General features: G+C 65.5%; 13 protein-coding genes. 8 read left to right on the forward strand and 5 right to left on the reverse strand.

The window, feature by feature from the left end; translation table 11 throughout:
- Positions 1 to 33: 33 nt before the first annotated feature.
- From RMCN_RS19615 to RMCN_RS19625, 3 genes are read left to right on the forward strand one after another with little or no spacing between them, the layout of a single operon-like run.
- The gene (locus RMCN_RS19615) at positions 34 to 438 is read left to right on the forward strand and encodes a hypothetical protein (protein ID WP_110765895.1); all 405 of its coding nucleotides are present in this window, start codon (positions 34 to 36) and stop codon (positions 436 to 438) included.
- 1 nt (position 439) lies between these two features.
- Positions 440 to 1033, forward strand: coding sequence for an SDR family oxidoreductase (locus RMCN_RS19620; protein ID WP_067392692.1), 594 nt, complete (start codon positions 440 to 442; stop codon positions 1031 to 1033).
- Entirely contained in the window at positions 1030 to 1788 is a 759-nt protein-coding gene (locus tag RMCN_RS19625) for an SDR family NAD(P)-dependent oxidoreductase (protein ID WP_067392694.1), read from the forward strand. The genes RMCN_RS19620 and RMCN_RS19625 overlap by 4 nt, the downstream gene beginning before the upstream one ends.
- Before the next feature lie 11 nt (positions 1789 to 1799).
- Here the strand turns inward: RMCN_RS19625 and RMCN_RS19630 are convergent, their stop codons facing one another.
- Positions 1800 to 3026, reverse strand: a complete 1227-nt coding sequence (locus RMCN_RS19630; RefSeq protein ID WP_067392696.1) for a cytochrome P450 — start codon at positions 3024 to 3026, stop codon at positions 1800 to 1802.
- A 205-nt stretch (positions 3027 to 3231) separates the two neighbouring features.
- On the opposite strand from RMCN_RS19630, the gene RMCN_RS19635 reads away from it, so the two are divergent.
- Together RMCN_RS19635 and RMCN_RS19640 are read left to right on the forward strand one after the other, a co-directional pair.
- Positions 3232 to 3756 (forward strand): TetR/AcrR family transcriptional regulator, encoded by a 525-nt coding sequence (locus RMCN_RS19635; protein ID WP_067393058.1) that lies wholly within the window; start codon positions 3232 to 3234, stop codon positions 3754 to 3756.
- Positions 3757 to 3903: 147 nt separating this feature from the next.
- Entirely contained in the window at positions 3904 to 5037 is a 1134-nt protein-coding gene (locus RMCN_RS19640) for an amidohydrolase family protein (protein WP_067393060.1), read from the forward strand.
- Here the strand turns inward: RMCN_RS19640 and RMCN_RS19645 are convergent.
- From RMCN_RS19645 to RMCN_RS19660, 4 genes are read right to left on the reverse strand one after another with little or no spacing between them, the layout of a single operon-like run.
- Positions 5034 to 6578: a class I adenylate-forming enzyme family protein gene (locus RMCN_RS19645; RefSeq protein WP_067392698.1), complete on the reverse strand. Its 1545-nt coding sequence runs from the start codon at positions 6576 to 6578 to the stop codon at positions 5034 to 5036. The two genes, RMCN_RS19640 and RMCN_RS19645, sit on opposite strands and share 4 nt — an antisense overlap.
- Complete coding sequence (locus RMCN_RS19650; RefSeq protein ID WP_064413935.1) at positions 6578 to 7777, reverse strand: acyl-CoA dehydrogenase family protein; 1200 nt, start codon at positions 7775 to 7777, stop codon at positions 6578 to 6580. The genes RMCN_RS19645 and RMCN_RS19650 overlap by 1 nt, the downstream gene beginning before the upstream one ends.
- Positions 7774 to 8760 (reverse strand): acyl-CoA dehydrogenase family protein, encoded by a 987-nt coding sequence (locus RMCN_RS19655; protein WP_234787722.1) that lies wholly within the window; start codon positions 8758 to 8760, stop codon positions 7774 to 7776. The genes RMCN_RS19650 and RMCN_RS19655 overlap by 4 nt, the downstream gene beginning before the upstream one ends.
- A gap of 6 nt (positions 8761 to 8766) precedes the next feature.
- Positions 8767 to 9960, reverse strand: a complete 1194-nt coding sequence (locus RMCN_RS19660) for an amidohydrolase family protein (protein WP_067392701.1) — start codon at positions 9958 to 9960, stop codon at positions 8767 to 8769.
- A gap of 203 nt (positions 9961 to 10163) precedes the next feature.
- Here RMCN_RS19660 and RMCN_RS19665 point away from each other — a divergent pair, with 203 nt between their 5' ends.
- The 3 genes from RMCN_RS19665 to RMCN_RS19675 are packed head-to-tail and all read left to right on the forward strand — an operon-like array spanning position 10164 to position 12886.
- On the forward strand, positions 10164 to 11282 hold the full coding sequence (locus RMCN_RS19665) for an acyl-CoA dehydrogenase family protein (protein WP_067392704.1): 1119 nt from the start codon (positions 10164 to 10166) through the stop codon (positions 11280 to 11282).
- A 14-nt stretch (positions 11283 to 11296) separates the two neighbouring features.
- Positions 11297 to 12193 carry a TIGR03619 family F420-dependent LLM class oxidoreductase gene (locus RMCN_RS19670; protein ID WP_067392706.1) on the forward strand — a complete coding sequence of 299 codons (897 nt, stop codon included), beginning with the start codon at positions 11297 to 11299 and terminating at the stop codon, positions 12191 to 12193.
- Between the two features lie 60 nt (positions 12194 to 12253).
- Positions 12254 to 12886: a cysteine hydrolase family protein gene (locus RMCN_RS19675; RefSeq protein WP_064414049.1), complete on the forward strand. Its 633-nt coding sequence runs from the start codon at positions 12254 to 12256 to the stop codon at positions 12884 to 12886.
- Positions 12887 to 12955: the final 69 nt, after the last annotated feature.

A 12955-nucleotide genomic window follows, 5' to 3' on the forward strand; every position in this document is an offset into this window, starting at 1 on the left:
AGCCGAGAAAGGACCATCGTGACCAACTCCGCTGTGGAACCGAAGGATTCGGCCGAGTCGCTACCGCTGGGCACCACGCCCACCTGGGCGCGAATGCACAAGTGGCTCAAGCGCGGGCTGTTCGTCTGCCTGTTCGGCCTGGTCATCGAGGGGTCGCTGACCGTGCCGGTGATGGCGATCTGGTACGGGTGGCCGACGTTGTCACTGAACGAAATCTGCAGCGAACTTCTCAAGGTGCGTTTCTCCGACGACAACCTGGAGTGCCAACAGCCCTATCCGATAGGCGGCCCGCCGTTCGGCGGAGCACCCGAAGCGGCCGGCCAGCAGACCGCTCGCGACGAGTGGGGCATCCAGCCCAAGCCCAGGTACGAAAGCATCGGGTTCCGCGAACTGGTCAGGATCCACGAAGAACGCGTGGCATCTGCGCCGAGCCGGTGACGTGACCTCCTCCACCGTGGTGACGGGTCTGCCCGGCGCGCTATTGAACACGTTGGCAACGACACTCGATGCGGTCACCGTGGCTCCGGGAGGCCAGCTACCGACGGATGTCGAGCGTGTGGTCATCATCGCCGACCCCTGCCCGCGGCCGGTCGACGTTGTAGCTGTAGGCGGTGACGATTGGCATCGCCTCGTCGACGAATCAATGTGGCGTACGCTCACCGCGCTGCAACACGCACGGGCAGGTTTGTCGGCCGGCGGGCGAATCGTCGTGGTTGTTCCGACGATCGGGATCGCGGGTGCCGCAGGGCTCGTCGCGTATACCACCGCAGTCGAGGGCATCCGGGCCATGGTGAAATCTGCTGCCCGGCAGTGGGCTTCGCACGGCATCGGTGCCAATCTCATCGCCGTGCCGTTGCCCATGTTCTCCGGCGACGCGACCGCGGCTGGGCATCTGACCGCCGCGGCCGTCCCAGACGATTCAACTCTGATGCACACCGTCGCCGAGTCGGTGAAGTTCCTGCTGCGGTCCGACCTCGACCATCTCGCCGGGGAGACGATCGTCGCCGATGGCGGATCGGTCATGCTGCCGTGAATCTCACCGGCACGACCGCCATGGTCACCGGTGCCGGCGGCGGGGTGGGCCGTGGTATAGCGGTGGCGCTGGCCTCCGAGGGAGCCCACGTCATCGTCGCCACCAGGTCCGAGACCGGACAGGCGGTCGTCGACGAGATCGCCGCACGAGGTCATCACTCGATGTGGGCGCGCTGTGACGTGACCGACTCCGACTCCGTTGCCCGAGCCGTCGACCTCGCCGTGACGACGACCGGACGACTCGACGCGGTGGTGCACAACGCCACGAGCAGTATGTCCAGCCAACCGCACCAGTTGACCGACGTCGACCACGCGCTGTGGACCCACCATTCCTCGGTGTCGCTGGGCGGTGCCCACCACTGCGCGGTCTCGGCCTTCCCCGCGCTTCGGGAGGGCGGCGGGACATTCATCGTGATGACCTCGCCGGCGGGCATGGAAGGCAGTGCGACGCTGCCCCTCTACGCCACGATGAAGGGAGCACTGCGGGGATTCGCCAAGAGCCTGGCGCGGGAGTGGGCGCCCTACGGCATAACGGTCAACAGCGTGTCGCCCCTGGCCTATTCACCCGCCATGACCGCCGCGATCGAGGCCGAGCCGGCCATGGAAGAGCGGCTAGCGCGACGGATCCCGCTGGGGCGTATCGGTGACCCAGAGCGCGATATCGGTGCCGCCGTCGCCTTCGTGGTCGGCCCTGCGGCGCGGTATGTCACCGGACAGACATTGGGTATCGACGGCGGCCATTTCACCAGCCTCTAGCGCCGCTGTCGTCAACAGTCCCCAGCGAGCACGAGGTCCAGTCGCTCGAGCCGGCGCACCAACAGGCTCGGCAGCCAGCGGCCGATGTCTGCGGCATCGACGTTCACGGTGCGTTGGATCAGTTGGCCGATCACTATTCTGGCCTCCAACCGCGCCAATGATGCCCCCACACAAAAGTGCGCGCCTTTGCCGAATGCGATGTGTCCCTTGCCGCCCACCCGGTTGAGCCGAAAGGTGTCGGGTTCATCGAAATGCGTCGGATCACGATTGGCCGCACCCCACAGCAGCAACAGCCGCGACCCGGCGGAGAGCTCCACGCCGCACAGCTCGGTGTCGCGCGTGACATGACGATAGTGGCCGCGGAACGGAGGCTCGGAGCGAAGGACCTCCTCGAGGAACGCCCCCAGCAGTTCGGGCCGGTCGCGCAGCTGTCGTTGAATGTCCTTCTGGGTGGCGAGGATCCAAGCCGCCGACCCGATCAGTGACGCGGTCGATTCCCCGCCGGCGCTGAACAGCGTGATCAACATGGCCAAAGCCCCGGTGTGGTCCACGATTCCCTCGGCACAGGCCGCGGCCAGATCGCCCAGCAGATTGTCGTGCTCACCTGGCGATGCCTGACCGAACTGTTCGGTGATGTAAGCGCCGAGTTCCATGACATCCTTACCCGCTGCCGCCAACTGCTCCTCGGTCACCAAGCCCTCGACGAACTGGGTGGCGGAGTAGCCCAACCGGGTGAGCATGTCGACATCGGAGTCGGGAACACCGATGATCCGGCAGACGACCATCATCGGCAGCCGGTTCGCCATGGCTGCCATCCAGTCGATCTCGCCGCCCCGGACACAGGAGTCGAAGATACCGGCGGACGTGTCTGCGATGAACGGCTCGAGTTCGCGAATTCGTTTGGCGGCGAGCGCAGGTAACAGCGTCTTACGGTGGATGGCGTGTGAGGGATCGTCAGCGGTCGCCAGTACCTGCATCGGCCCGCCGAGTTCACCCATCGGGAATGCGGATACCGACCCGGATTGAAATGTCATCGTGGCCGTCAGATTCGACGAGAAGTCGTCACAGCGCGCGACCGCCTCGTTCACCGCATCCCAACCACTCACGGCGAAAAATCCGGAGTCCCCGATGCGGTGGACGGGTCCGGCCTGGTGCATCCGCGCGTACAGCGGCGCAGGGTCTTGGATGAACCGATCGTCGTACAGCGCGATCCCGAGCTCGCCATCCACAACATTCATGCCCCAACGCTGAGCGACGCCCTCCCATCGCGTCAACGGATGAAGACGAAGTCGAAATTCGCTGATGGTGATTTCGCACGCGGATGTCTCACCGCATTGCCGCAAGCTGCGGAAATGCCGAAACACGCTCTGCGGTTTGTCTCAGGTCTGAGATCATGGTGCTCTAGCGACGAGGAGGCTGGTGCCGGTGCCCGACGACTGGGTGATGGGCCGCGACCGCCGCACCGCGGCGGCGGACCGGATCCATGCCGCCGCCACCGAGCTGGTCATCTCCGGCGGGCTCGATGCCCTCGACATCGACAAGCTCGCTGCGCGGCTGCACTGTTCGCGGGCGACCGTGTACCGATATGCGGGAGGGAAGGCCGAGATTCGGGACGCGGTTCTGATGCGGCTCGCGGCCGGCGTGATCGAGACGGTCAGGCACGCGGTCGACGGACTCAGTGGTGCGGCCCGCGTCACTGCCGCCATCGATGTCGCCCTCGAGCAGATCAGATCCGACCCGATTCGCAAACTCGCGCTCCATGCGCCGAAAGCACCGGGATTGGCCGACCTCCACTCGTCTCCCATGCTCAGCCGGCTCGCTGCCGACCTCACCGGCATCACAGGCGACGATCCGCTGGCGGCGCAGTGGATCGTGCGCATCGTCGTGTCGTTGGCGTTCTGGCCTCCCGCAGACCCCGGCACGGAACGGGAGATGCTTCGACGGTTCGTGGCTCCGGCCTTCACCTGAGGTGAGCGGTTCCCGTCGCGGAAACCACCCGGTGAGAATCTGTCTTCTCTTTCTGCGATAACATCGTTACCGTTGCTGGATGCATGGTCCTAGAGGAGTCGCCGGGTGAGCACCAATCAGTTCGAGGTGTGGGATGCCGACAACCACATGTACGAGACCATCGACGCCTACACGCGGTATCTGCCGGAGAAGTACTCGGAGGCACTGAAGTTCGTCGACGTCAACGGCCGCAAGAAACTACAGATCCTCGGCGTCATCACCGAGACCATCCCCAATCCGACCTATGAGGTGATTCCGACCCCCGGCGCTTGGGCCGACTACTTCCGGGGGGTGAATCCGGAAGGCAAGACGCTGCGGGAGCTGGCCGCGCCCATCAGATGCCCCGATGAGTTCCGCCGCCCCGACCTGCGCCTGGCGTTGATGGACCGTCAGGGTGTCGACGGCGCCGTGATGTTTCCGACCACCGCCGGCATGCTCGAGGAACGCACGAAATCCGACACCGAGCTGACGCACGCGGTGACCCACGCCTTCAACCGCTGGCTGCTCGAGGACTGGACGTTCAACTACCAGAACCGGATCTTCCCCGTCCCAGCCATCTCCCTCAACGACCCCTCACTGGGTGTCAAAGAGCTCGAATGGTGCCTGGACAACGGCGCCAAGACGGTACTGATCCGCCCGGCCCCGGTTCCCCGCGAAGACGGCACGTCGCGCTCGGCCGCCCTGCCTGAGTTCGACGACTTCTGGCGACTGGTCGAGTCGTCGGGCATCTCGGTGCAGATGCACAATTCGGACTCCGGCTATGAGCGCTACGTCGACGACTGGGAGGACCCAGCGGAATTCAACGGATTCGCGCTGAGCAAGCTACGAGGCTTCATCTACGAGGAGAGCCGCAATATCTTCGATACCCTCGCCGCCTTCATCGCGCACGGCGTGTTCGAGCGCTTTCCCGGGGTACGCATCGGGGTGATCGAGAACGGGGGCTCCTGGGCGCACCGGTTGTTGGACGTCTTCGACCGCGTCTACCGCAAGCGGCCGTACGACTTCAGCGAGCATCCCAGCGACGTCTTCCGCAGACACGTGTGGGTCAACCCCTTCCATGAGGAAGACATGTCGCACCTCATCGATATTCTCGGCGCCGACCGCGTGATGTTCGGTTCGGACTACCCGCATCCAGAGGGCCTCGCCGAACCGGCGGATTTCGTCAAGGAACTCGAAGGGCTGCCCGCTGAGACCACCGCCCGGGTGATGGGCGGTAACCTCAAACAACTGATCGGCGTCTAGCCGGGTCCGCCGAATCGAGCGCGCAACTCGTTCTTCAAGACCTTGCCGGTGAGGTTGCGCGGCAACGACTCCACCAGCTGCAGGCTCTCCGGAGACTTGTGCTTGCTCAGCCCGCGCGCCCGGCAGTGTTCGGCCAGCATGGCCAGCGTCACCTCGGTGCCGGGTCGGGCCACCACAACGGCGCACACCCGTTCGCCCGTGCGCGGATCCGGTACTCCGATGACTGCGACGTCCTCGACCGCAGGGTGGCTGGCCAAGACGCCCTCGATCTCCAGCGCCGAGATGTTCTCCGCGTTGCGGATGATGGCGTCCTTGATGCGCCCGGTGATCGCGACGTTGCCGTCGTCGTCGATCCGTCCTCGGTCACCGCTGCGAAACCACCCGTCGGCGTCGAAGGCGTCGGCGTCCAGTGACGCATCGACGTAGCCGAGGAAGCACTGGGGCCCCTTGAGGCGCAATTCTCCTTCCTCGCCGACTCCTACCTCGCGCTCGTTTTCGTCGACCACGCGTATGGAAACCCCCGGAACGGGCCGTCCCACGGTGTGATCCAAAACCTCCGGTGCCCCGTCCGGCGGCGGCGAGGTCACCACCGGAAACTCGGTCAGGCCCCACGAGTTCGCGATTCCCGCTACCGAAAGCATCTCGCGCGCTTGGCGCCCCAGCTCGGGTGTGATCGGCGCGCCGCCCCCGACACACCCGCGCAGATCGGGGAAGAGCGGTTCGGGGCCATGTTGCCGCTGCGCAGCCATGTAGGCGACGAAGAACGGGGTCGCCGAACCGAGCATCGTCGGACGGTGCGCGGCGACGGCCTTCGGCGTGGCGACCGGATCGAAGGTGTCGAACAGGACCAGGCGCATACCGGTCAGCAGGCTGGCGGCCAGCATCGCGGCGCCGCCGATGTGCGAGACCGGAAACGCGATCGGGTTGATGTCGTTGTTCGAGGCGCCGAACATGCCCACCACCCCGGCCGACCCGGCGATCACCGAGCGGTCGCAGTGCCGGATACCCTTCGGGGCCGCGGTCGTGCCCGACGAGTAGTACACCCACCGCGCTTCCTCGGCGTCCGTTGGGGGCGCCGGCAGAAGCGCTGGATCACCCGACGGCAGGCGGAGTTCGCCGGTGATCGGCGCGCTGTGGTCGACCACAACGATCGTCATCGGTCGTTCGCGTACGAACTCGTCGGCGAGCGCGACATGATCGAAGTCGCGCCAGACACCGGGAACGATGAAGACCTCCGCGCCGAGCTGCGCAGTGACGAAACGGATTTCGCTTTCGCGCCAAATCGGCAACACAGGGTTCTGGACCGCGCCCAGACGGGTCAAAGACACCATCACGACCATCGTCTCCAGAGTGGTCGGCAACTGCCACGTCACGACGGTGCCTCTGGTGACCCCACGTTCGAACAACGCCGCGCCAGTGCGTTGCGCCGCATCGTGCAACTGGCTGTTCGTCAGGCTGCGACCGTAGTCGTCGACGAGTACGACGCGGTCGGGGTGGTTCTGGGCCGCCGCTTGGATCAAACCCCAATAGGTTTGCGCCATCAGTGAGTCGGCAGTAGGAGGCGTCGTTTGGCCAGGATGTTGCGCATCATCTCAGAGCTGCCACCGGACACGGTGTATGCACGGGACCACAGCCAGCATTCTTTCAGACGCTGTTTAGCAAGCGCCACATCCGGATCGGTGGCGAGGGTGCAGACCATCGTCGACAACTGCGCGCCGTAGGCCGAAACCCGGTGATACGTCTCGGCGAAACTGAGCTTGGCGATGGAACCGTCGCCTGTCTGCTCGGCGCCGGCCACCAGCCGTTCGACATGGTCGTCGATGAAGGCTTTCGCCACCTCGACCTCGACGGCCAACTCCGCGACCTGGTGCCGGATGTCGGCATGTTGCAGTGCCGGCATGTCGTCGATGCGACCGTGGCGGGCCACCGTGACCAGATCGTCGATCAGAAGTTCCAGCAGGATGACGTTGCCGCCGATGCCGAACCGTTCGAAGTCCAGGCCCGCCATGATGATCGACCAACCCTGGCCGGGCTCCCCGATCAGGCTGTCGGGAGGGATCGTCACATCATCGAAGAAGACCTCGTTGACCTCGATCGCCTCGTTGATCGTGCGGATCGGGCGGATTTCGACACCCGGTGCGTTCAACGGCACGATGAACGCCGACAGTCCGTGATGACGCGACGACGTCGGGTCGGTGCGGATCAGGGCCAGGCCCATGTCGGCCCAGTGCCCGTCGGTGATCCACGTCTTCTGCCCGTCGATCACCCATGACCCGTCGGGCCGCGGGGTGCCCTTACAGCGCACTGCTGCGATATCGCTGCCCGCATCGGGCTCGCTGAGCAGCTGGCACCAGACGTGCTCGCTGCTCCGGATCGGCGGCAGCAGAGCGGATTTCTGCTCATCGGTTCCGAAATGCAACAGCACGTGGGCGGCCAGGTTGACCTGATCGACGGGGCGCGGAGCGCGGGCACGCAGGATCTCCTCGGAGACGATCCGATCGTGCAGGGGATGGTGATCGGCACGGCCGCCGTATTCGACGGGCCAGTCCGCGCCGACGAATCCCGCGTCGAACAGCGAGGCGAACCATGTGCGCAGCAGTACCTCTTGCTCGCCGGTCTCCGGCGCCCGATGTCCCTCTCGGGCCTCGAACGGCGGTGCGTGTTCAGCGATGTGCGCCCGGACCCGGTCCCGGAACTCGGCAAGCTCGGCCTCGGTGGGCCGGGTCCGCGGGGCGCTCACCAGCCGGCCCTGTCGGCGAACAGGGCGCGGCTAGAACGCGCCGTGCCGAGAAGGCACGCGTTCGTGAACACCCGGCGCAGTTCGTGATGCAGCGGGTATTCCCAGGTGAATCCGATGCCACCCGAAAGTTGCATGCCCTCGTCGACGGCCGCCGTGGTGTTCGCCGCGATGAAGGAATGCGCAACGACGGACAGAGTGACCGCATCGCTCGTGGCGCTGTCTGCGGACAGCGCGCGGGCGGCCTTGGTGAGGACCGCGCGGGCTTTGGCCTCGAACACCAACAGCTCGACCAAACGATGTTGTACCGCTTGGAAACTCGCAATCGGCGCACCGAAGGCGATTCGTTCCTTGAGATAGGCCACCAGCCGCTCGAAGGTGGCCGACAGTGCGCCGAGCGAATCCGCACTCAGCAGGATCCTGGCCAGTGCGAGTAGTTGCTCCGCTCGCTCGGGTCCACCGATGGGCGTGCTCTGCGCTCCGGATAGGTCGACACGCCATACCGGCCGGTTGACGTCCAACAGCTCTTCGTCGACTTCCCGTGGCAGGGTGTTCGCCGCCTCGAACAGCTGAATTCCGCTGGTGCCGAACGTGACAATGATGTCCACCGAATCAGCGCCCGACACCCGCGTGACATCGGCGCCGAGTGCGCAGGCCGCCGCGCCCGTCCCGTCCAGCATGGCGGGCAACCATCGGTCACGGGGTTCGGGTGGGGCCGAACTCAGGGCCGCAGCAGCGATGACGCTGCCGAGCCAGTGCGTCGAGTTTCCCGACCGGCCGAGTTCCTCTGCGATGACCGTCGTCTCCACGGGGCGCCACCCGCTGCCGCCGAGATCCTCGTCGACCAGCAGTCCCGTCCAGTCCATCGCGGCGAGGTCTTTGAGGGAGTCGTGCGTTCCGCACCCGGCCAGGAAGTCTCGCGCCGCGCGACGTACCAGTTCGATGTCGACTGCATCGTCGAGGGCGGCATCTCCCACAGTGCCCACCGGTGGTCAGCTCCGCAGCAGTAGCTGTTCGGCGTTGTCGCGCATGATGCGTCGCTTCGCCGCGTCATCGAGCGGGTCGAGGAGTTTGAGGAAGTCCGCCGGTTCGGCCAGGCCCTCGGCGTGCGGGAAATCCGAACCCATCACCAGGACGTCATCGTAACCCAGGCTGGTGACGATGCCCGGGATGTCGTCCTCGGGGTAGGGCACGACGCGGACGTGCTGTCGGAAGATGTTCGACGGCCGCTCGGTCAGCTTGCCTCCGATCCACGGCCCGTTGCGACCCATGCCGCGGCTCTTGTCCATGTGTTTGAGGAAGAACGGCACCCACTCAGCGCCGTGCTCGGCGACCAACGCGTTCAGTTTCGGGAAGCGGCCGAACAGGTTGTCGAAGATCAACGCCGAGAGTGTGTCCTCGATCGGCCGCTGACCGTAGATGTTCATCCACTGCCATGCCGACATGTGCCAGGACGCAGGGTCGGGATTGTGTCCCCAGGCAGGGGAGATCGCATTGAAGTACCAGAACGGCATGATGTGGTACACCAGCACGCAGCCGGCCTCCTGCAGCCGCGCGTACACCGGATCGAAATAAGGATCGCCCGGCGACCGCCCGTAGGCGGGTCCGGTCGGCAGCATCACGAACTTCGCACCCTCGGCGATGATCGCCTCGGTCTCGGCGATCGCGGAGTCGAGGTCGCGCAGGGACAACAGTGCGGTCGCGTAGATGCGGCCCTCGAAGTCGAAGCCCCACTCGTCGTCGATCCAGCGGTTGAACGACCGCAGGTTCGCGTACAGCGCCGCCGTGTCGTCGACGTAGTGTTCGGCGGCCAGCGCCATTCCGCTCGGATATATCACCATCCGCTCGACGTTCTGCTTGGCCATCACCGCGAGCCGCGCGGAACGTTCGATGTATTCCGGCTGCATGGGCTGTGGCTCGTAGGACTCCTCGGGGTTGCCCGAGCCCATCTGGCGCAGCATCTCCTTGAGCGAACCGGGGCGATACGCCACGTCCAGGCCGAGGCCGCCTTCGCTGTTGAACGTCGCGACGCGGTGACCGGCGAGAATCACCTCCACACCGTCTGCGCCCCGCACCGTCGTGATGGCTCGGTCCTTGAACTCCTCGGGTAGATATCGGGTGAAAGCGTCGCGCGTCTCATAGCAGTGCGTGTCGCAGTCGAAAATGCCGTAGTCAATGGTCGTCACCGCGCCGCTCCTTCATGCGAGAATGCTTATTCTCTCTTTCAGGAAAAGATACTATCCTCGATCGGTAATGCCTATCCGGGGTTACCTTCGATCGGATGGTGTCGCCGTCGGATCGGTCGCCTCGTCGCAGGTCACCGCGTCAGTGCGGAAGGAAAACATGACTGCACCAACGGTATTCGCCGTAGCTGGCGTGGACGGTGTGCATGTCTACGGCTGAGGTGGTCGATCACCGCGACCTGCGCGAGGCGGTTCGCGATTTCCTCACCACCCGGTCGCCGAGCAGCGCCGTGCGAGCCGCGATGGATTCTCCTACCGGCTATGACGAGCGGGTCTGGCGCGAGCTGACCGCCGACCTCGGGCTGGCCGCGATCGCCGTGCCCGAAGAGTTCGGAGGGGCGGGCGCGGGCCTGCCCGAACTCGCGGTCGTCTTCGAAGAGATGGGCGCGGCGCTGCTGTGCGCCCCGTTCTTCTCCACCGTGGCGCTCGCGATCCCGACGCTGCTCGCCAGCGGTGACGCGGCCGCGATGCAGGAGTACCTACCCGCACTCCTCGACGGGTCACGGACCGCCACCGTGATCTTCAACGGACGCCTCGATCCATGGAACTCCGACGCCGTTACGCTGTCGGCACACAGCGACGGCCCCTCCCACCGGCTCCACGGGAACGCCGAACTGGTCCTCGACGGTCACACAGCGAATACCGTTCTGGTAACGGCGAATACAGCCGCGGGCATCTCGCTGTTCGCGGTGGACGGGGACGCTGACGGGCTTGGCCGTGAACCGTTGGCGACACTCGACCGGACGCGCAAGGTCGCAAGGCTGACCTTCGACGGCGTCGCCGCGCGGCTCATCGGTACCGACGGCGCCGCCGCGGCCGCCCTCGAGCGCGCACACCGAGTCGCGGTCATCGCACTGGCCGCCGAACAGCTCGGAGCGGCGCAGCGATGCCTCGACATGGCCGTGGGCTACGCGAAAGAACGCATACAGTTCGGCCGTGCCATCGGCAGCTTCCAGGCCGTCAAACACCGCTGCGCGGACATGCTCGTACAGGTCGAGGGGGCGCGTTCGGCCGTGCGGCACGCCGCCGGCCTGGCCGAGGGTGAGGACCAGGCGGTGGCGGCCTCGGTGGCCAAGTTGGCCTGTTCGGAGGCGTTTCTTCAGGTGGCGCTGGACAACATGCGTATCCACGGTGGCATCGGATTCACGTGGGAGCACGACGCACACCTCTACGTCCGTCGTGCGAAAGCCACCCAACTGATCTTCGGTACCCCCGACTACCACGCGCAACGCCTGGCAGAGCTCGTCACATCATCAAGCCACTAGCCGGAAGGACCACCGTGACCGTTTCATATTCGCTCGAAATCCCCACTCAGCGGGTGGAGGAGGCATCGGAATTCGTCAATGCCGAAGCGATCGCCGAGGTAGCGCGCGCCGCCGAGTGCTGCGGATTCGCCGCCGTACACGTCACCGACCACCCGGCGCCCGATGCCAAGTGGCTCGACCACGGCGGGCACCACGCCCTCGATCCGTTCGTCGCGCTTTCGTTCGCCGCAGCGGCCACCACCGACGTGAAGCTACTGACCAATGTCTACATCGCCGCCTACCGCAACCCCTTCCTGGGTGCGAAGTCGATTCAGAGCCTCGCCGTCCTGTCCGGCGGCCGCCTCATCCTCGGCACGGCGGCCGGCTATCTGAAACCGGAGTTCAAGGCGCTCGGAATCGATTTCGACGCCCGGGGTGCGCTGCTGGACGAGGCGCTCGACGTGCTGAGCCGGGTGATGACCGGTGATGACGTCGCCTACGAAGGGTCGTCATTCGCCGCGCGCGGTGTGCGTCTGCGACCGCTGCCTGCGGCCCCGCCCATCTGGGTGGGCGGCAACAGCAAGCCCGCTGTGCGGCGCGCGGTGTCTCGCGCCCAGGGGTGGGCGCCGTTCAACACCTTCGGCTACGCGGCGGCGTCCCGAACCGCGGAGATCTCCTCCCTCGAGGACCTCGAGGCCGCAATCGTGTGGGCCAAGAAATACGCTGCTGAAGTCGGTCGAACCGAGCCGCTGGACATCTGTTTCTCGGCGGGGAACCTGCTCGACGACAGCAAGTCCGCCGACGAACGGCACGCCACCATCGCGAAGCTCGAAGCCATGGGCGTGACATGGTTGACCATCGCACCTGCCGGCGCCGACCGCGCCGAGGTGATCGATCACGCGCGGGCGTTCGCCAAGGAGTTCATCGCATAAGGCCATCCATCTCGTGGTGATGTAAACACAAGTTGCCGCCACGCGATAATGTGTGTTCTCATGCCGCAACCACGCCTGCAAGACCTCCTCGATCCCGCCACGACCGCGCTGGTCACCCAGGAGTGCCAGGGCGGAGTGATCGGCCCGCAGGCCGGTCTACCGATGCTCGCAGAAGAGGCACGCCGCGAGGCGATCCCGAACATCGCGCGATTGCTCGACGCGGCCCGCGCGGCCGGGGTGACAGTGGTGCACTGCCTGATCCAGAAGCGCCCCGACAATCGCGGTTCGAACACCAACGCCAGGCTGTTCATGGCGGGTAAGTCCTTCGCCGCAGACCTGACGCCAGGAAGCCCGGGCGCCTCGGTACTGCCGGAACTGAATCAGACCCCTAGCGACATCGTCCTCACCCGTCTACATGGCGTCGGGCCCATGACCGGCACGGACCTCGACTCGGTCCTTCGGAACTTGAACATCAAAACCATTGTGGGTGTCGGTGTTTCGGTCAACATCGCCATCCCGAACTTCGTCATGGACGCCGTCAACCGGAGTTACCAGTTCGTGCTGCCCCGCGATGCGGTGAGCGGGTATCCGCGCGAGTATGCGGAGTCGGTCATCGACAACTCGTTGGCGCTGCTTGCGACGGTGACGACGACGGACGACGTCGTCCAAGCCTGGAAGGAAGTCGGCAGCTGAGCCGATATGGATGTCACCAACGCAGGGTGATAACGTCGTTCTCACTAGCCGTAAATGATCATATTCGCT

It is taken from the genome of Mycolicibacterium novocastrense (assembly GCF_001570485.1).
In the GTDB taxonomy this organism is placed as follows: domain Bacteria; phylum Actinomycetota; class Actinomycetes; order Mycobacteriales; family Mycobacteriaceae; genus Mycobacterium; species Mycobacterium novocastrense.